General features: G+C 33.2%; 20 protein-coding genes. 4 read left to right on the top strand and 16 right to left on the bottom strand.

The features are described from left to right. Nucleotides 1-60 precede the first annotated feature (60 nt). The 8 genes from CLU82_RS05795 to CLU82_RS05760 all read right to left on the bottom strand — a co-directional run bounded on the left by CLU82_RS05795 (nucleotide 61) and on the right by CLU82_RS05760 (nucleotide 6,254). Nucleotides 61-777 carry a pirin family protein gene (locus CLU82_RS05795; RefSeq protein ID WP_100842195.1) on the bottom strand — a complete coding sequence of 239 codons (717 nt, stop codon included), beginning with the start codon at nucleotides 775-777 and terminating at the stop codon, nucleotides 61-63. 80 nt (nucleotides 778-857) lie between these two features. After that, entirely contained in the window at nucleotides 858-1,433 is a 576-nt protein-coding gene (locus CLU82_RS05790) for a Crp/Fnr family transcriptional regulator (protein ID WP_100842194.1), read from the bottom strand. Nucleotides 1,434-1,537: 104 nt separating this feature from the next. Continuing rightward, entirely contained in the window at nucleotides 1,538-2,494 is a 957-nt protein-coding gene (locus CLU82_RS05785; protein WP_100842193.1) for a bestrophin family protein, read from the bottom strand. A 12-nt stretch (nucleotides 2,495-2,506) separates the two neighbouring features. Continuing rightward, nucleotides 2,507-3,229 carry a hypothetical protein gene (locus CLU82_RS05780; protein ID WP_100842192.1) on the bottom strand — a complete coding sequence of 241 codons (723 nt, stop codon included), beginning with the start codon at nucleotides 3,227-3,229 and terminating at the stop codon, nucleotides 2,507-2,509. A 75-nt stretch (nucleotides 3,230-3,304) separates the two neighbouring features. Then, the gene (locus tag CLU82_RS05775; RefSeq protein WP_100842191.1) at nucleotides 3,305-4,696 is read right to left on the bottom strand and encodes a HAMP domain-containing sensor histidine kinase; all 1,392 of its coding nucleotides are present in this window, start codon (nucleotides 4,694-4,696) and stop codon (nucleotides 3,305-3,307) included. Further along, complete coding sequence (locus CLU82_RS05770; RefSeq protein WP_100842190.1) at nucleotides 4,689-5,372, bottom strand: response regulator transcription factor; 684 nt, start codon at nucleotides 5,370-5,372, stop codon at nucleotides 4,689-4,691. Before CLU82_RS05770 ends, CLU82_RS05775 begins: the two co-directional genes overlap by 8 nt. 159 nt (nucleotides 5,373-5,531) lie before the next feature. Further along, nucleotides 5,532-5,852 (bottom strand): DUF6370 family protein, encoded by a 321-nt coding sequence (locus CLU82_RS05765; protein WP_100842189.1) that lies wholly within the window; start codon nucleotides 5,850-5,852, stop codon nucleotides 5,532-5,534. A gap of 39 nt (nucleotides 5,853-5,891) precedes the next feature. After that, nucleotides 5,892-6,254, bottom strand: coding sequence for a DUF983 domain-containing protein (locus tag CLU82_RS05760; RefSeq protein ID WP_100842188.1), 363 nt, complete (start codon nucleotides 6,252-6,254; stop codon nucleotides 5,892-5,894). A 92-nt stretch (nucleotides 6,255-6,346) separates the two neighbouring features. Between CLU82_RS05760 and CLU82_RS05755 the strand changes: the two genes are divergently transcribed. Next, entirely contained in the window at nucleotides 6,347-7,210 is an 864-nt protein-coding gene (locus CLU82_RS05755; RefSeq protein ID WP_100842187.1) for an AraC family transcriptional regulator, read from the top strand. A 437-nt stretch (nucleotides 7,211-7,647) separates the two neighbouring features. Here the strand turns inward: CLU82_RS05755 and CLU82_RS05750 are convergent, their stop codons facing one another. From CLU82_RS05750 to CLU82_RS05730, 5 genes are all read right to left on the bottom strand, one after another. Then, nucleotides 7,648-7,989 carry a hypothetical protein gene (locus CLU82_RS05750; RefSeq protein ID WP_100842186.1) on the bottom strand — a complete coding sequence of 114 codons (342 nt, stop codon included), beginning with the start codon at nucleotides 7,987-7,989 and terminating at the stop codon, nucleotides 7,648-7,650. Between the two features lie 214 nt (nucleotides 7,990-8,203). After that, complete coding sequence (locus CLU82_RS05745) at nucleotides 8,204-8,695, bottom strand: hypothetical protein (protein ID WP_100842185.1); 492 nt, start codon at nucleotides 8,693-8,695, stop codon at nucleotides 8,204-8,206. A 200-nt stretch (nucleotides 8,696-8,895) separates the two neighbouring features. Next, a complete protein-coding gene (gene purT / locus CLU82_RS05740; RefSeq protein WP_100842184.1) occupies nucleotides 8,896-10,056 on the bottom strand; it encodes a formate-dependent phosphoribosylglycinamide formyltransferase in 1,161 nt (386 codons plus the stop codon). A 170-nt stretch (nucleotides 10,057-10,226) separates the two neighbouring features. Continuing rightward, on the bottom strand, nucleotides 10,227-11,432 hold the full coding sequence (locus CLU82_RS05735; RefSeq protein ID WP_100842183.1) for a pyridoxal phosphate-dependent aminotransferase: 1,206 nt from the start codon (nucleotides 11,430-11,432) through the stop codon (nucleotides 10,227-10,229). Nucleotides 11,433-11,469: 37 nt separating this feature from the next. Continuing rightward, nucleotides 11,470-12,561 carry an acyl-CoA desaturase gene (locus CLU82_RS05730; protein WP_100842182.1) on the bottom strand — a complete coding sequence of 364 codons (1,092 nt, stop codon included), beginning with the start codon at nucleotides 12,559-12,561 and terminating at the stop codon, nucleotides 11,470-11,472. A 107-nt stretch (nucleotides 12,562-12,668) separates the two neighbouring features. Between CLU82_RS05730 and rsmG the strand changes: the two genes are divergently transcribed. From rsmG to CLU82_RS05710, 3 genes are all read left to right on the top strand, one after another. Then, on the top strand, nucleotides 12,669-13,298 hold the full coding sequence (gene rsmG / locus CLU82_RS05725) for a 16S rRNA (guanine(527)-N(7))-methyltransferase RsmG (RefSeq protein WP_100844947.1): 630 nt from the start codon (nucleotides 12,669-12,671) through the stop codon (nucleotides 13,296-13,298). A gap of 34 nt (nucleotides 13,299-13,332) precedes the next feature. After that, nucleotides 13,333-14,010: a DUF2490 domain-containing protein gene (locus CLU82_RS05720; RefSeq protein ID WP_369829043.1), complete on the top strand. Its 678-nt coding sequence runs from the start codon at nucleotides 13,333-13,335 to the stop codon at nucleotides 14,008-14,010. 209 nt (nucleotides 14,011-14,219) lie between these two features. After that, on the top strand, nucleotides 14,220-15,533 hold the full coding sequence (locus tag CLU82_RS05710) for an amidohydrolase family protein (RefSeq protein WP_100842179.1): 1,314 nt from the start codon (nucleotides 14,220-14,222) through the stop codon (nucleotides 15,531-15,533). Between the two features lie 111 nt (nucleotides 15,534-15,644). Here CLU82_RS05710 and pruA read toward each other — a convergent pair whose 3' ends face one another. The 3 genes from pruA to CLU82_RS05695 all read right to left on the bottom strand — a co-directional run bounded on the left by pruA (nucleotide 15,645) and on the right by CLU82_RS05695 (nucleotide 19,084). After that, a complete protein-coding gene (gene pruA, locus CLU82_RS05705) occupies nucleotides 15,645-17,273 on the bottom strand; it encodes an L-glutamate gamma-semialdehyde dehydrogenase (protein ID WP_100842178.1) in 1,629 nt (542 codons plus the stop codon). A gap of 96 nt (nucleotides 17,274-17,369) precedes the next feature. Beyond that, on the bottom strand, nucleotides 17,370-17,756 hold the full coding sequence (apaG, locus tag CLU82_RS05700) for a Co2+/Mg2+ efflux protein ApaG (protein ID WP_100842177.1): 387 nt from the start codon (nucleotides 17,754-17,756) through the stop codon (nucleotides 17,370-17,372). Between the two features lie 80 nt (nucleotides 17,757-17,836). Next, a complete protein-coding gene (locus CLU82_RS05695) occupies nucleotides 17,837-19,084 on the bottom strand; it encodes a DUF5103 domain-containing protein (RefSeq protein ID WP_100842176.1) in 1,248 nt (415 codons plus the stop codon). Nucleotides 19,085-19,139 lie beyond the last annotated feature (55 nt).

Genomic DNA, 19,139 nt, shown 5'->3' with positions numbered 1-19,139 from the left:
TTCTGAGTTCTTGATTTAGCGTCTTAGGAACTCAGAAACGTAGCAACTTTATTGAATTAATTAATATTTCATCGGAATTTCCATTAATAAAAACTTAGCGTCAGTGCTAGCTTTGATGTCTAAAGTTTTGAAATCAGTGATTCCTAAACCATCACGAGTTTCTAACTCTTGACCATCAATAGTTATTTTTCCAGAAATTACAAAGGCGTAAAGGCCATTTCCTTCTTTTTTCAATTCATATTGTTTTTCAATTCCAGCTTCAAAATCAGCTAAATGAAACCAAGCATCTTGATGAATCCAGACACCAGCATCATCAGGATTTGGAGATAATATTTGAGCAAAATTGTTTTTTTGTTCCGCAGTATTTAAAGTGATTTGTTGGTAACGAGGTTCAACATTTCTTACTTTAGGGAATACCCAAATTTGGAAAAGTTTGGTGCGTTTATCTGCATTTGGATTGAATTCACTGTGTTGTACTCCTGTTCCAGCACTCATTACTTGTACATCGCCAGTTTTGATGGTTTCTGTATTTCCCATGCTATCTTTGTGAGCCAAATCACCTTCTAAAGGAATTGTGATAATCTCCATATTGTCATGAGGATGTGTTCCAAAACCCATTCCAGCCGCTACGGTGTCATCGTTTAAAACGCGTAGTGCACCAAATTGAATTCTATCTGGATTGTACCAACTTGCAAAACTAAAACTATGATAAGCGTTTAACCATCCGTGATCTGCGTGTCCTCTTGTATCTGCTTTGTGTAAAACTGTAGTTGCCATGATATATAATTTTTTTGTTATTATTATGATACAAATTTACATCACATGTAAGCAAAAGGCACTTAATGTAGATTAAGAAACTATTTTCTCAACATTTTACTCTTCATTTTACTAAAAAACTCTGGCGTTACACCAAGATAGGACGCAATTTGTTTTTGGGGCACTTTATAAATTAAATCAGAATATTTTTTGCAAAATTTCTCAAAGCGTTCTTCGGCTGTTAAGCTCAAATTATCCATTAAACGTTCTTGATGTGCTACTAATGATTTTTCGATTAGAATCCTAAAAAAACGTTCAAGTTGAGGTATTTCTTTATAGAGAATTTCTTGATTCTCCTTTGTTAATATAACTACTTCGGCATCTTCTAAAACTTGAATAAAAAGATTTCCTGGTTTCTGCGAAAGATAACTGTACATATCGCTTATCCACCATCCGCTACAGGCAAAACTTAAAACATGTTCTACAATATTATCATTAATATTAAAACTCCGCAAAATACCAGAATTAACAAAATAGGAGTCTTTGCAAATTTCTCCAGCATTAAGCAAAACGGTTTTGGCTTTGTACTGGTGTGTTTCTGTTTTAGATAAAAAGAGTTCCTGCTCTTGTGTCGTTAAAGTAACGTGCTTGTTGATGTTTTCGAGAATAGCGTTCATTCTTTCAAAAGTACAATTATTTAATTATTTGAAAAATAATAAATAAAAAAACCTGTAAGAAACTTTGTTCTTACAGGTTCGGAGGGAAGATTTAATTATATAACCTATAAAATATAATAGTCTTCTTTGCTTTGATTGGAGTGTATTGGATAGGTATTCGACTCAAAATGCTCCGATTTATTTGTGAACTCATCGTTATATTCGTTAACCATCTGCATTAAATTCTTTTCAATGTTTTTGGCAATTGTAGAAACTGGAGTATCTGTCGGTTTGTTTTCGAACGGATCTTGAAGGTGAATTGCCATTTTTTCGACCAAGAAAAAAGCTGCCGCTATAATAGTTACCAACGGTATTTCTAACCAACGCAACATAGTTGGTAAACTAAACGGCAGTAAAATAATGAATAAATAAATGGTCATGTGGATGTAAAGTCCATATGTTGTTGGGAAAATAGTCGTTTTTATACGTTCACATTTCCCCATGTGGTCACAAAAATTGGTTAGCGTTCTATCTAGTTCAATTTGTTGAAAAGCATTTATTTTTTCCTCTCGAAGAGCATCTTTCAGGTCTTTTCCATGCAACATTAATAACGCATTTGGTACATGTTTGTGTTTTTTGATATAGTCATATTCTTCGGGTGTTAGTAAACCTTTGGTTGGCTTATATGCATTTTCTCCTCTTAAAGCATTTCCTAAAGCATAACACCAAGCAGCTTGTCGTTTTGCCATTTTTTCGATGAAATTATTGGCTTCAATCGAAAAAATTGGGTCTTTATAATAGGTAATGAGTTGTCTTACCAGTGATCTGGAATCGTTGGTTATGGCTCCCCAAACAATTCTCGCTTCCCACCAACGATCGTAAGCTTGGTTTGATTTAAAAGCGAGTAATAATGAAATTACGGTTCCAATTACAGATGGAATTGCCAACGGAATTTCGGTGTTTAGTTCAGGATTGAATCTATGAAATACATCAAAAAGACAAGTGTATATTAGTACTATTATAAGCTCAAATTTAATTTTGCCCAGTATATATTTTAAAGGTATTTTCTTTTTTAATAGCATAATAGAATTGTATTAAACGGTTTCTTCGTGTAATGATAGAACGGGAATGTCAAAATGCTGATTGAGTCCGTTTTGTTTTTTATTCTTAATTTTTGAACGTTCTGATGTACGGGTTTCAATCACAAAATCAATGTCGTTTTTGGATAAAACTTCAGTCAATAGGAAATTGATGTATTCCGAAGTTTCTTGTTCCTTTTTTAGAACTTGACTTATTTTTTGCAACGGAAATTGATCTTGCATATATTGCTGTACATCATCAATATTTAAACGGGAAAAAGCATTTTCTAAATAAATTGCTTTGTTCAGTTGAATTGTAGAATCGTTGATAAGGCGTAAAATTGGTGTTTTTTGATTTTCAATACTTTGTACCAAATTAGTGTGTACACTTTTTTTACTTGTAACTATTGATTTTGTAAGCAGAATTAAATCAACAGAATGAAACTGCAGAAAGTTTTTAAAGAGCGGGGATGAGATTCCAGATTGGCGTTTGAATTCTAATTTGCAGTTAGGGAAATGTTTAATTAGATCGCGACAGCTATCTAAAACATCTAATTCTTTGTGGGTTATTTGACTGTCTTGCTCTCTTAAATATTGTGCGGCTGAGAACGAATCAATCTCATCAGTAACAAAAAAAAGAATGATTTTTGTATTTCCATTTTCAGAATGATTAATGGCTGTTTTAACTGCTGCTATCGTATCAGGAGTTAGTCGGGTAGGGATTAAAAAGTTTTTCATAAGTACGTTTGTTTTTTATACTTACAAAGAAACCCTAGCTACATTAGAGCCAACTTAAAAGGAGATTAGAAAATCCTAAGAATTGACATTAGAATTTTTAATGTTGGATTTTTTAAACAAAATAGTCACAATAGTTCCTTTGTCTTTCTCGGATTGAATCTGCAATTCGCCATTATGCATACGGATAATTTTCATTGCCAATGGTAAGCCTAAGCCGTAACCAATATATTTGCTGGCTTCTTTTCCTCTGAAAAAAGGTTCGTAAAGATGCGGAATATCTTCGGATGGAATCCCGATTCCGATATCGCTAATTACAATTTTGATATTGTCTTTGGTTGCACTAAGATTTACAAAAACTTCTTTATTGTCAGAGTATTTTACACCATTTGCGACAATATTGTTTATGGCTAATTCTAGCAAATTTTTGTTACAAGGAATGGATAAATAATTGCTATCCTTTGCAGAAACGTCTAGTTTGATACTTACTTTATTATCTGGGAAAAAAGTATCTAAGTCCGTTTTTACTTCAAATAATAAATCGTCTAAACGAACAACGTTTTGTACTTGTTTGGTTCCGTCGTAACCGGTTTGAGTAAGTTTTAAAAGGCTTTCGGTTAGACTTCCTAATTTTGAGGATTGTCTGTGAATGTTTTCTAAAGAAGTAATGTATTCCTCTTTTTCACGGTCTTTAAGGAGCATAATTTCTGCTTCGGCAATAATAGTCGTGATTGGTGTTTTGAGTTCGTGAGAAGCGTTATTGATAAAATTAGTCTGAATTTCAAATGATGTTTCCAGTCGGTCTAACATATCGTTGAAGGTTGAAGTCAAATCGGCTATTTCGCCAGTATTTCCATCATTATTTAGTCTTCTAGATAAATTAGATGCACTAATTCTTTTGACTTCTTTTGCGATATTTGAGACTGGGATTATAACTTTCTTAGCTAATAATCTTCCGAGAAAGAAAGAGATAATCAAAAAGACGATAATTCCAAGAATCATAATTCTTGAAATATAAACAGTTGTTAGATGTCCTTTTCGGTCAACTGCAGCAATGATTACAATATACTTTTGACCACTCTCCGTAAAAATTTGACCTAAGTAATATTTGTTGTCTATTTCGAAGGATTCTTTTCCGTTTTTTAAAACATTAGTATAGAATTCATTGGGTAAGTTCAGTTGAGTATTGTATTCAAAAGTGTTTTGACTATTCACTTTAAGTACAAAATCTTCCTCTTGAATCAGCTCTTCTAAACCATTTTTTTTAAGCTGCTTGTAGTACTTAATTTTTTCTGGATCTTTTTGAAAATGAATCGAAGCAACAATTTTTGCACGATCTTCTAAACGTTTTAGAAAGTAATATTGGTTATTGCTTCTGAATAAATAAAACACCAAAACACACAGTAGAATTGTGCTAATAGACGAAAGAATAACGTACGAATAAGTAATTTTCTTTTTAATATTATTCATTTTCTGCTTGTAATAAATAACCAAAACCTTTGATGGTTTGGATCATTTTGGTGTTATAAGGTTTGTCTATTTTTTTTCTCAAATAATTGATATATACATCTACAACGTTGGTATTCATGTCAAAACTAATGTCCCAAACGTTGTCCAAAATTTGATTTCTGGAAACAATTGTTCCTTTGTTTTTGGCTAAATAATAAAGCAGTCTAAATTCTTTATGTGTCAAAAGTATTGGATTTCCATTTCGATGTACCGATTTGGTTTTACCATTGATTTCTAAATCCTCTAATTTTATGATGTCAGGTTTTTGAGTATCGAGATTAGCACGTCTTGCCAAAGCCATGACTCTGGCATTGAGTTCGGTGAATTTAAAAGGTTTTACCAAATAATCATCGGCTCCATTCTCTAGACCGTTTACGATGTTTTCTGAAGTTCCCAGGGCTGTTAATAAAAGAATAGGAACAAAGTTTTTGATGGCTCTTAATCTTCGGCAAATCTCGATTCCGTTAACTTTTGGAAGCATTACATCTAAGATCACTACGTCAAAATCGTTGTTCTGAATCATTTCCAACGCAGTTTCTCCGTCTAGGCAGACACTTACCTCAAAGTTGTTTTCGGTAAATCCTTTTCTTAAAACGGATAACAAATTCGGTTCATCTTCAACAATCAATAATTTCATTTACAAATATTTGTTTCTACAAACATAAAAAAATGAAAATGTAATTTTAAGAAAGTTGAGCTTTCTTAAGATTTTTTTTAGAAAGTTTTTTGTAAAGTTGGTTCTCTTTCAACTATAAAAGGAAAATATAGTGTATTATGTTTTGGAGTAGTATTGTGTTTAGTGCTTTTCTGGAAGTAGCTTGAAAGAGGTGACTTGGAAACGATTATTAACTATTTTTCCAGTAACCTGTGCTTCTCTAACCGCTTCGCAAAAACCATCTTTGGCATGTGCGTCACCATAATCGTCAATTTTGATGCCATCTGCAAAGTATGATTTTCCATCGATGCGTATAGCTACATCACAACCTTTTCCTTTCATTTCAAATTGACATTGACCGCAAGAAACTTCTACAATTTGAGGTTTTAGAATCTCTTTTTTTTCTTGTGCATTGGATGCTAACGCGATAAATAGGAATAGTATCGAAAATAGATGTTTCATTTAGGCTAAATTTAGAATCCTCTAAGGTATGAATTAGTTCTAAATAGAATAGTTTTTAAACATATAAATCCATAATAATCGCGATAGGCGAATGTTGAAGGAGGCCATCAATACAATGACTGCAGTAATAATACCAATGATTCTTAAGTCGAAAGTTTCAGTAAAAAATTGATGTGCAATTAAATAAGTTGCAATTCCTTGCGCTACGGTCAAGCCATAGTTTACGTACATAGCACCAAAGAAGTATCCCGGTTCTTTTTCGAATTTAAATTGACAATGAGGACAATACTGATTCATTTTTGGAAAACCAATATTTAAGAATATGTTTTTTTCGTTAAATACTTTCCCCTCAAGGCAATGTGGGCAATCATTATTTAGGATGTGAACAAGTGCGTGTGACATGATTTTAATTTTTATCAAAGGTATTTTATATTGGTGTCACGAATGTTTTCTATATTCGCTAATTATAGCACAAAAAAGACATTTCTAAGACTATGAAAAAGTATCCCATATATTCTATTCAGCGGTTCAATTGTAATGATGTGAATAGTGATTTTTATATCAATACCTTTAAAAATCACTTGGTAGATCACAGTTTTGTCGAAGAACCACATAGACATAATTCATACGTATTGGTTCTTTTTACCAATGGATCAGGAACGCATGATATCGATTTTGATACTTTTGAAATTCAGCCTGGGAGTATGTTTTTTTTACAGCCTGGGCAGATACACAATTGGGATTTGTCTGAAGATATTGACGGCTTTGTGGTTTTTTATTCTCAGGAAATGTATAATCTTTATTTTCGTCAAAAGACAATAGATACCTATCCCTTTTATTATTCCTTAGGAAATTCTCCCGAAATGGTTTTGGATGCTAAAGAGGTAAAAATGATTGAGTTTTATTTTCTTAATATGCTTGAAGAGTATAGCGGAAATAAAATGATGAAGCAGGATAAAATCGTAAACTTATTGGACAGTATTCATATAGAAATTGCCCGTAAGTATACCGAAAACAATGTTATCGAAACGCATTCCTATAATGTGAAAATCAGAGATTTTAATACACTTTTGGAGAACCATTTTTTAACGGAAAAAACACCTTCTTTTTATGCTTCTCAGCTTCATATTACCTTAAAGCATTTGAATAGAATATGTAATGAAATCTTGAAGAAAACCACTACTCAGGTAGTTACAGATAGAATTATTTTGGAAGCCAAAAGAATGTTGATGGATAAAAAAAGAACAGTCAACGAAATCGCTTCAATGTTGGGTTTCGATGACTATTCTTATTTCGTAAGGCTCTTTAAGAAGCATGCTGGAATGACACCAACAATTTTCCGAAGCATAAAAAAGTAATGTGACTTTATTACAAATTATGTGATAGAAAATTTAAAAAATAAAAATGTTTTACCATATAGAAGCATAGGTAATTCTTTGCATAGGAAAGACATTCCATTTTTCATAGAAAAGCATAGTTATGTGGAAAGTGTTAACTTCTATAAAAGCTTTAGTACCTAAACTCTATTACTAAAATATATGTCGCTCCGATGGAGCTTAAAAGGCTAATATTTTGAATTTCTATAAATATTATGCTCCGATGGAGCTAAAGTTTCTTAATTAATGTTGAATTCAGCCACAGAGTGGCAAGATATTTATAGAAATTAATAACAGTTTAACTTATTAGAGCTCCATAGGAGCGAAATATTAAAACATATTAATAATTAAGTTCAAGTTTAGAAACAATGAAACTATGTGTCTGTGTGGTTAGATTTTTTCTAAAGCCGAATCTGGGTTTATTTTATTTTTTCACTTATCAGGCTGCTCAGCATGTCACGCTCCCGTTTTAGAATCGTTATTTCAAGTTCTAAGGCAGTAATCAACTCGTCCTTTGTTTTGTCAGTCACTTTATTTGAGGGCAATTCTTTTGGTAACAATGCTCCAATGTCGGCAAAGAAATTGTGCTGTAGCAACTGACTTATCTTTAATAGTATATCGGTACGAATCCAGGATTGCTTAAGGCGAGCCTCGAAATTAGCAGAATTCAAATCCAATGCCCTAGACAATGCTGCTTTTGATACATTGTTTTTTTTAAAATAATCTTGTAGCAGTTCTCCAATGTGTATCGTATTTTTCATTGTTTGATTTAAATAGAAAGTGAATCGTTTGATTTATTAGATTAATTGTTAAATATAGTAATTTAATAGTTTTAAATAACAATTTAATAGTTATAAAAAGTAATTTAATAGTGTAAAATAATAATTTAATAGTTTTAAAAAATAATTTTGTAGTTTTAAATAACAATTTAATAGTTTTAAATAATAATTTAATTGTTATTTAAAACTATTTTAGCTATTTTTTATTAAAATTAGGATGTGATTTTCTTCCGGTATTTTTTTTAAACCTCTGATTGAGCTTTTCAAATGAGGTTTTAGATCCTGCCACGCCGGATTGTGCGGCGGCTTCATATAGTTTATAAACTTGTAATGCTGCATCATAAGCTTCCTTTCCTGCAATTCGCTGTGCAGATTCGACCTTATTTATGACTTGTTTCAAAATCAATTTCAGCTCATCAAGCTGGTTGAATAAATTTAAATCAGAAGTAATGTTTTCAATTTTAATGTAAGACGGCATCGTTTCGGCACCATTGGAGCGGAGCATATTGATGCAGTCCTCAGTAAAAGCCTTATTGGCAACATCCATACCCCGAAAGGATTTTTTTTCGTCAGTAGTTAATGCATAGTCGGGAAGCTGGGAACTAATGTGACGTAAATTGCTTTTGATGGACTCAATAGTCGTTTCTGCAATCACGGTGTCGATCCTGTTAAATGTAAGATTTGCCATGTGGTTGGTTTTTTGGTTAGCCTACTAAGATATTGAAATAATAATAAATACAGTATATTCTTTCTTTTGTTTAATGATAGATTACAATTTTTCTTAAATAAAAATACCCGCTATTGCGGGTATTTGACTGTGTTGTTATTTGTAAATCGTTTATAGGTAGGTAATTAATGTTTTTTTTGAGTTGTACATTAAATAGTAAACTACGAATGAACAGTAATTAATTTTGCAGCTTCTTTTGATTTTTCTACAACTTTTTCAATTTCAGTATCTAGAGTATCATTTACTAATGCAACTCCCATTCGGCGATATGGTCTTGAAGTTGGTTTTCCGAAAATTCTAAAATCGGTTTTTGGCAAAGCAGCGATTTTTTCGATTCCTGTAAATGTTGGGTTTGTCGAATTCTCAGAGGCTAAAATAACAGCGCTTGCACCAGCTTTTTCAAGTGTAATTTCAAAAATTGGCAAACTCAATATGGCACGTAAATGCAATTCGAATTCATTAAAATTTTGCGTTCCTGCCAAAGTTACCATTCCGGTATCGTGTGGGCGAGGAGATAATTCTGAGAAATAAACACCATCATCGGCTAAGAAAAATTCAACTCCAAAAAGTCCTGCGCCACCCAAAGCTTCGGTTACTTTCTCGGCCATGTCTTGTGCTTCGTATAAAGCTGCGTCTGATACTTTTGCAGGCTGCCAACTTTCCTGATAATCGCCACGTTCCTGTCTGTGTCCAATTGGAGCACAAAATAAAGTTGGATTATCGTTTTGAACTACAGTCAATAAAGTAATTTCCGAATTGAATTTAACAAATGCTTCAACAATAACTTCTACAACATCACCGCGAGAACCTTCTACGGCATATTGCCAAGCTTTGTCAATATCGGCAGCAGTTTTTATGGTTGATTGTCCTTTTCCAGAGGAAGACATTAATGGTTTTACTACACAAGGAACTCCGACAGCTTCAACCCCTTTGCGTAATTCGTCGGCAGTAGTGGCATAACGGTAACTAGCGGTCTTTAAGCCTAATTCTTTCGAAGCTAAATCACGAATGGCTTTTCTATTCATAGTAAAGTTGGCAGCTTTCGCAGAAGGAACAACGGTAATGCCTTGCTTTTCGTAATCATAGAAACGCTCTGTACGGATGGCTTCTATTTCGGGAACAATAAAGTCGGGCTGGTGTTTGGCAACGATTCGGTCTAAAGCCTCGCCATCAAGCATATTAATGACTTCAAAACCGTGAGCGACTTGCATAGCTGGTGCGTTTTCGTAGCTGTCAACGGCAATAACGGTTTGCCCGATGCGTTGTGCTGCGATGGTGAATTCTTTTCCTAATTCGCCAGAACCAAGGAGGAGTATTTTCATATTGTAATTTTTTTTGCGTGAGGGATTGCAGTGGAAATCCTTTTATTTTTTCTTTAAAAATAAAAGATTGCAACGGAAAGCCCGACCCTTGTGGTCACGCCCAAATTTAATAAAAAAAAAGCCCCAAGAAAAATCTTGAGGCTGATTGGTAAACTATTTTTTTAGAAAAATTATGCAGGAACTTCAGTGAAAGCAACTGCTTCTTTAATTCTTTTTAATGCTTCTTTTAAGATTTCATCGCTAGTCGCGTAAGAGAAACGAATACAATCTGGGTTTCCGAAAGCATCACCAGTTACAGTTGCTACGTTAGCTTCTGCTAAAAGATACATAGAGAAATCATTCGCATCTTTGATAAGAGTTCCTCTCAACGTTTTTCCGAAGAAAGAAGAAACGTCTGGGAATACATAAAATGCTCCTTCTGGAACGTTGATTTTTACTCCTGGAATCTCTTTCAGTAATCCAACTACTAAATCTCTACGAGTATGGAATGCTTGAACCATGTGGTTTAATACACTTGGATCAGCATCTACAGCAGTAATTGTAGCACGTTGCGCTACAGAATTTGCTCCTGAAGTTACTTGACCTTGAATTTTTGTACACGCTTTTGCGATAAATTCTGGTGCTCCAATATATCCAATTCTGTATCCTGTCATTGCAAAAGCTTTTGCAACTCCGTTTACAGTGATTGTTTTTTCTAACATTCCTGGGATAGAACCGATACTGCAAAAAGTTCCAGAGAAATTGATGTGCTCATAGATTTCATCAGCAACAACATAGATATTTGGATATTTCTCTAATACTTTTGCCAAAGCAGTTAATTCTTCACGGCTGTAAACAGAACCACTTGGGTTACAAGGAGAAGAGAACCACATCATTTTTGTTTTTGGTGTGATAGCCGCTTCCAACTGTTCTGGAGTGATTTTGAAATCAGTATCTACAGAAGTTGGAACTTCTACAGGAACTCCACCTGATAATTTTACGATTTCGAAATAAGAAACCCAGTAAGGTGCTGGTAAAATTACCTCGTCACCGTCGTTTAACATTACTTGTGCAATGTTGTATAATGATTGTTTTGCTCCTGTTGAAACTACAATTTGAGATGGTGCATACTCTAATCCATTATCTCTTTTGAATTTTCTGCAAATAGCTTCTTTTAAATCTTGGTATCCATCAACTGGAGAGTATGTACTATAATTGTCATCGATAGCTTTTTTTGCTGCTTCTTTGATGAAATCTGGAGTATTAAAATCTGGTTCTCCTAAGCTTAAACTGATAATGTCTTTTCCTTGTGCTTTTAATTCTCTTGCCAATGCAGCCATCGCTAATGTTTGTGATGTAGCTAAATTGTTAATTCTGTCTGAAAGTGGATTGCTCATTAAAATGTAAATTTTTAGTTTTTTAGTTAATTATTATTTATAAAGCTGGTTCTAGTCCCAGCGTTCTTAAATGTTTGAAATGTGCCACAACAGCAGCCGACATTGTTTTGTATTCGTAATACGGTAATTGACATTCTTTTGCCGTTTCTTTTACAATTTTCGCAATTTTTCCATAGTGTACGTGACTAATATGAGGAAAAATATGATGCTCAATTTGGTGGTTTAATCCTCCTGTGTACCAGTTTACAATTTTGTTTTTTGGAGCAAAATTTACTGTTGTATATAGTTGGTGTATTGCCCAAGTGTTTTCCATTTCGCCTGTTTCATTTGGTTGAGGATTGGCTGCTTCATCAACAACGTGCGCCAATTGAAATACAACACTTAATATTATTCCAGCTGTATAATGCATTAGAAAAAAGCCAATTAAAACTTTCCACCAAGTAATTCCAATAACTATTGGTAAAACAATCCAAATAGCAATGTAGATGATTTTGGTAATTATTAATGTTGTCCAAAGTACTTTTGGGCTTTTTGGTTCACCATAAGATAATTTTCTTTTTAGATAACCACGCATTTGTTTCCAATCTGTAGTAATTGCCCAATTGATTGTCAATAAGCCATATAAAAATAGAGCGTAATATTGTTGGAATCTGTGAAATTTATGCCACTCAGCTTCTTTTGAGAAACGCATGATTCTGCCTGCTTCTAAATCTTCGTCATGACCAATTATATTGGTATAAGTGTGATGTAATACATTATGTTGTACTTGCCAGTTATGAACATTTCCTGCTAAAACATAAATCGTTCCTCCCATGAATTTATTAACCCAACTTTTGGTAGAATACGAGCCATGATTAGCGTCGTGCATTACGTTCATACCAATTCCTGCCATGCCAAGTCCCATCACAAAAGTTAGTAATAAATGCGCCCAAAAAGGGATGTCTAAAGTAAGAATCAAGAAATAAGGAACAAGAAAGACTGTAAAAAGGATTACGGTCTTTAAATGGATTTTCCAATTACCTGTTTTCTCAATATTGTTTTCTTTGAAATAGCTGTTAACACGAGAATTAAGTGTTCTGAAAAATTTTAAACTGTCTTGCTTTGCAAATGTAGGCGCGGTATTGTTCATATAATATTTTGAATGTCTGCAAAGGTAACTATTATAAATTTTCAACATATAAAATTGAGTTAAATATTTTTAAGCTAAAAGCAGTACTTTTGTTAAAAATTAGTAAGATGGATGAGATTATAAAGTATTTTCCTAAACTGTCTGATATTCAGATAGAACAATTTAAAAAATTGGATTTTTTATACCACGATTGGAATGAAAAAATCAACGTTATTTCAAGAAAAGATATTGACTCTTTGTACACCAAACATATATTGCATTCTTTGGCTATTGCCAAAGTAAATAAATTTGAGCCAGGAACTTACGTTTTGGATGTAGGTACTGGAGGTGGATTTCCAGGGATTCCTTTAGCAATTCTTTTTCCTGAAACTCGTTTTTTTCTAATAGATATTATTGCTAAGAAAATAAAGGTAGTTCAAGCCGTTGCTGAAGCTTTGGAATTAAAAAATGTAAAAGCCGAACAACTTCGTGCCGAAAATGTTAAAGGTGATTTTGATTTTATAGTAAGTCGTGCCGTAACCAATATGCCAGATTTTGTTTCTTGGGTGAAAACAAAAATCAAGAAACAAAATAAACACGAACTGAAAAACGGAATTTTGTATTTAAAGGGTGGTGATTTAACTGAAGAATTAAAAGGTTTTCCAAAAGCAACCGAATATAATATTGCTGATTTCTTTGAAGATGAATTTTTTGAAACAAAGAAAGTAGTGCATTTACCGTTGAAATTTGTGGTGTAATTAGTCTAAAGTTTAAAGAAAATAAAATTAAATGATTAAGAGTATACAATCGTTTTGTCTTTTGTTGGCGTTTTTTTTAACTGCCAATATGAGTGCACAAAAATCAGAAGTAGGGAATTGGTTTCTATATTTCGGGAATCAAAAAATTAATGACCGATGGAATTTTCATAATGAAGTCCAATATCGAAATTTTAATTTTGCAGGTGATCTTGAACAATTGATGTTAAGGACCGGAATTGGGTACAATCTATCCGAGAATAATAATAATGTATTGCTGGGATATGCTTTTGTACACTCAGAGCCCTATATCCCGGGAACAGACGATAAGTTGAAAACCGATGAGCATAGAATCTTTGAGCAGTTTATTACCAAGCAACAATTTGGCAGAGTCAATATTCAGCACAGATATCGTTTTGAACAAAGATTTATTGAAGATATTTTTAAAATGCGAGTACGTTATTTTCTGTCTTTGAATATTCCTATTAATAAAAAAGAGATGGATAAAAATGCTATTTATGCTTCTGCTTATAATGAGATTTTTATTAATACGGAGGCTGAACCCAACTTTTTTGATAGAGACCGCATTTATGGAGGCTTAGGTTATTGCTTCAATAAAAGCTTAAAAATGGAAGTGGGTGTAATGTCACAAATTTTGAATAATTCAAGTCGAACTCAATTTCAGATTATGTTTTTTAATAGTTTGCCTTTTTAGTTTTTAAATCTAAAAAAAAAAGTAAACCCCACAAGATTTCAAACGTATTTGATTCTTGTGGGGTTTTTGAATATATTAAAAAGTGTGAACAATAGATTAAAAAAGGATTAATAAGAGTTGGTTGTTCAAATAATAGATTAAATTTATGATGGTCAATGCCTTGTAAATTATCATTAATCATTTTATTCAAAAAACTATTAATTATACCGATGAAAAAACTATTCACAAAACTATTTCTTTTCACATCATTATTTTCGATGGCTCAGAAGACAATTCTCATTAACAATGTTCAAATTTTTAATGGAACTGATGAGAAAACGATTCTCGGAAATATTTTGATTGAGAATGACAAAATCTCAAAAATTTCTGCCTCTCCAATTCCTACGAATAAAAGCGCCGAAACCAAAATCATTGATGGGAAAGGTAAGTTTTTAATGCCTGGATTAATTGATGCTCATTGGCATACTGTAGGAACAGGAAGTGGGATGGCGGATATGATGAATGCTGAAATCGGACTCATTTATGCGGAAGCAATTGGAGAAGGCAATAAAACAATTTTGCGTGGTTTTACCTCGGTTAGAGATATGGGTGGTCCGACTTTTGGAATAAAAAAAGCTTTTGATAAAGATATCGTTACAGGGCCAAGAATATTTCCTAGCGGAGCGGCTATTTCTCAAACTGGAGGACACGGTGATTTTGGTTATAGTTATGAACGTCCAGTTGTTTTTGGAGGTAAATTAAGTAGGGCTGAAGAAGTGGGAATGTTTATCATAGCAAATGGTCCAGATCAGGTACGAACTGCCGTTAGAGAACAAATGCGTAACGGGGCTTCACAAATAAAAGTAATGGCAGGAGGTGGTGTATCATCACTTTACGATCCTTTGGATGCCAAACAATTTTCTCCCGAAGAACTTAAAGCAGCTGTTGATGAGGCTGCCAATTGGAATACCTATGTCACTGTTCATATTTACAACGCTGCTGGAATTATCGAAGCTTTAAATGCTGGAGTAAAATGTATTGAGCACGGTCAATTGGCAAATGAAGAAGCGGTTAAGCTTGTCAAGGAGAAAGGTGCGTGGTTAAGTATTCAAGCTTTTGAGGTAAAAGATCATAAATACCCTGATGCAGATCGTTCAGCAAAAAATAAAGCGGTAAGTGATGGTGCTGATGCGGTTTTTAAATTGGCTAAAAAATATGGAGTTAAAGTTGCATTTGGTACTGATTTTTTATTCGAACCTGAAATGAATTATAAGCAAAACGAAATGTTAATCCGACTGAATAAATATTATTCCAATTTCGAAATATTAAAAATGGCTACTTCTCAAAATGCAGAACTTTGTGAAATGAGTGGTGAACGAAATCCGTATAAAGAAGCAAAGCTAGGCGTAATTAAGGAAGGAGCTTGGGCAGATATGATTCTGGTTGATGGTAATGTGTTGAAAGATATTTCATTAATTGCAAATCCAGAGAAAATTTTTCTTCTTATTATTAAGAGCGGAAAAATTCACAAGAATATTTTATAATATCAAAATCAAACCCCACAAGATTTCAAAATGATTTGAATCTTGTGGGGTTTTGTTATTTATAAAGTTTTAAGGCTTTTGACTTTCAAACTTTCGACTTTAAGACTAAATTTATTCTCCTAAAAATGGATATCTATAATCTACTGGAGTAACAAAAGTTTCTTTGATCGTTCTTGGAGAAGCCCAACGCAATAAGTTCAATGCAGAACCAGCTTTATCATTGGTTCCTGAAGCTCTTGCTCCACCAAAAGGTTGCATTCCTACAACAGCTCCTGTTGGTTTATCATTGATGTAGAAGTTTCCTGCTGCATTTTGTAAAGCAGTTGTAGCTTCTTCAATAGCATAACGATCTTGACTGAAAACTGCTCCAGTTAAAGCATATTCAGAAGTAGTGTCTACTAATTTCAATGTTTCAGTCCATTTAGCATCTTCGTAAACAAAAATCGTCATAACAGGTCCGAATAATTCGGTTTCCATTGTAGTGTAATGAGGATTTGTTGTTACAATAACTGTTGGTTCTACAAAGTATCCAACAGACTTATCGTAATTTCCACCAATGATGATTTCAGCATCAGCATCTTTTTTAGCTTGGTCAATAAAACTAGCTAATTTGTCAAAAGAACCTTCGTGAATCACAGCTGTAATGAAGTTCCCGAAATCTTCTGGAGAACCCATTTTCATAGATTTTACATCAGTAATCAATTGTTCTTTAACAGCTGGCCATAAACTTTGAGGAATATAAGCTCTTGAAGCTGCAGAACATTTTTGCCCTTGAAATTCAAATGCGCCACGTACAATTCCTGTAGCAACTTGTTTAGCGTCTGCACTTGGATGAGCAATGATAAAATCTTTACCACCCGTTTCTCCAACTATTCTTGGGTATGTTTTGTAATGATGAATGTTAGTTCCAATTTTTGCCCAAATATCTTTAAATACATGAGTTGATCCTGTAAAATGAATTCCAGCAAAATCACGACTTGCCAAAACAGTATCAGTAACCATTAAAGCATCTCCAAAAACAACATTGATAACGCCATCAGGAACACCAGCTTCTTTGAATACATCGATGATAATTTTTGCAGAGAATACTTGACTGTCACTTGGTTTCCAGATAACAACATTTCCCATCATTGCAGCACTTGCAGGCAAGTTAGCAGCAATCGCAGTAAAGTTGAAAGGCGTAATCGCATAAACAAAACCTTCAAGAGGTCTGTATTCTAAACGATTCCACATATCAGATGAAGATTTTGGCTGATCTGCATAAATTTGAGTCATAAATTCTACGTTGAAACGTAAAAAATCGATCAATTCGCAAGATGCATCAATTTCTGCCTGATGAATATTTTTAGATTGAGCAATCATTGTTGCTGCATTTATTTTTGCTCTGTAAGGACCTGCAATTAGTTCAGCTGCTTTAAGGAAAATAGCTGCTCTTTGTTCCCAAGCCATATTTGCCCAAGCTTCTCTTGATTTCAACGCATTGGCAATGGCGCTTTCGATATGTGTTTTTTCGGCTAAATGATAAGTCCCAACGATATGTTGATGATCGTGAGGGGCTGTCATGTTTTTGGTGTTTCCAGTTCTGATTTCTTCGTTGCCAATGTATAACGGAACATCTATTTTAGAATTCCACATGGTTTTGTAAGCTGATAAAACGGCTGCTTTTTCGGGTGAATTAGGAGCGTATCCTTTTACAGGTTCATTTACCGCTTTGGGTACATTGAAAAATCCTTTTAGCATATCTTTTTTATTAAATATTAAACATTTAAATAATTTGATGCAAAAGTACAAAGGAATGATTTAAATTATGCTAAAAATGTCACAATTAAAGTCAAATTAATTTAGTGCAAAAGGGGCGCACATTCTAAAAGTAGGAACAATTACTCTAAAAGATTTAGTAGTAGTAAAATTGATCATGTTGAAATATCCTTTCATTGCTCCATAAGGAGATGATAATAAACAACCTGAACTGTAAGTGTGTTGCTCTCCTGGTTTCAAAACAGGTTTTTTTCCAATAACACCTTCTCCGTCTACGTATTCTAAATCATTTAAAGAATCGTAAATTTCCCAATGACGTGAAGTCAATTGAACCGAGTCTTTACTATGGTTCTCGATTGTAATTTCATAACTAAAGGCAAAGTGAATCTTATAGTTCTTGAAGTACGTTCCTTCAAAACTAGTCAATACCGAAATTTTAATGCCTCTTGTTATTTGTGAAACCATGTTAACGAGCTAATTATGTGCTATATGTCGACAAATCTACAAAAAAAATGAATAATCTATTTAAAAAAAATTAAAGTTTTCTAATTTGTTATGTTTAATGAATTGGCTGTTCCTTTTCCAACCACTTTTACATAACGGTCTGCATTTTCTTTGTAGTACACTAATACGGTATAATCATTTTCAGTTTGATAGAAATTTCCATCAATTGCGTTCTCTGAGTCGATAAATCCTTTGTTATTTACCGTTAAATATTGATAATTGGTAAATCCTTGTTTGATTAAAATTGCCTTTTCATAAAGACCATTTTTGGTGTTAAAATCCATTTTATTTTCAGCAGTCATGCAGTAATTGTTAAACATTCCCACTATATAAATTGAAGAACTCGGATTAGCCAACGGAGCTGATAAACTAAAATATACCCACGAATAGTCGGATTCAATTTTATAATTTTCTCCATCTAGTTTTCTTTCACTGAAATTTCCATTAAGGTCGGAATAATTAGAATATGGAAAACTAGATTTAGCATTGTTGGTATATAAATGTGTACTGTAAATACCGCTGTCAGAATTAACGAAGCTTACATAGTTGTTAGCGTTTTTAATGTCTTTGGAATCGAAATTTAAAAATTCGTTACCTGCCCAAAATTGAGTTTCCATGTCGTATTTATAAACAAATACATTGCCTAAGTTGTATTGAGGCACAATATTTTTAATCGCGGTATTAAAATTATTATTTTGAAGCAAAACTACTTTTAAATTTTGTGTCGGATTTTGTAATAGAAAATCATCGGTGTTAATTTCGAAATTCAAATTGTGTTTCGAATAGATGTTCTTAACAGTTCGTGGCCTTTTTATTTTTAATGAGACAGGAAGTCTCTCTTCATAAAGTATGAAATACCTTTTCAAAACCACTTCTTTGTCTGAGTTTAAAATGGTAAGCACATAATTTCCGCTTAATTTTATTTTAGTGTAATTATTCGGTATCGATAATCGGTAATGGGTAAAAATCTGTAAAGTATTGAATGAGTTTACATATTCCTGAATTTTTTGATTGTCAAAACCAGTTAGGTAATCACTTTTTGGAATATCTGTTGGTACCCAATTATAGTCACAATGAGTGATTTCGAAGTAATAATCGGCTTCATTGCCAAATAAATCATCAAACTGAAAATCAAAAGATTCACCTAATCTAAAAATCGGAACAACATTTTGATTGTTTTGAACAAAAGAAGCCGTTTTAATATTATAAGGAGGTGCAACTTCGGTTTCTACTTGGGCGGTAACAGTTAGGTAAAATAAAGAAAGGAATACTATATAGGCTGTTTTCATTATCGACTTATGTTCATGAATTGTAAATATACAAATTAACGGAAATTATGTCTAT

Source organism: Flavobacterium sp. 5, assembly GCF_002813295.1.
In the GTDB taxonomy this organism is placed as follows: domain Bacteria; phylum Bacteroidota; class Bacteroidia; order Flavobacteriales; family Flavobacteriaceae; genus Flavobacterium.
This window is presented reverse-complemented; position numbering and strand designations above follow the sequence as displayed.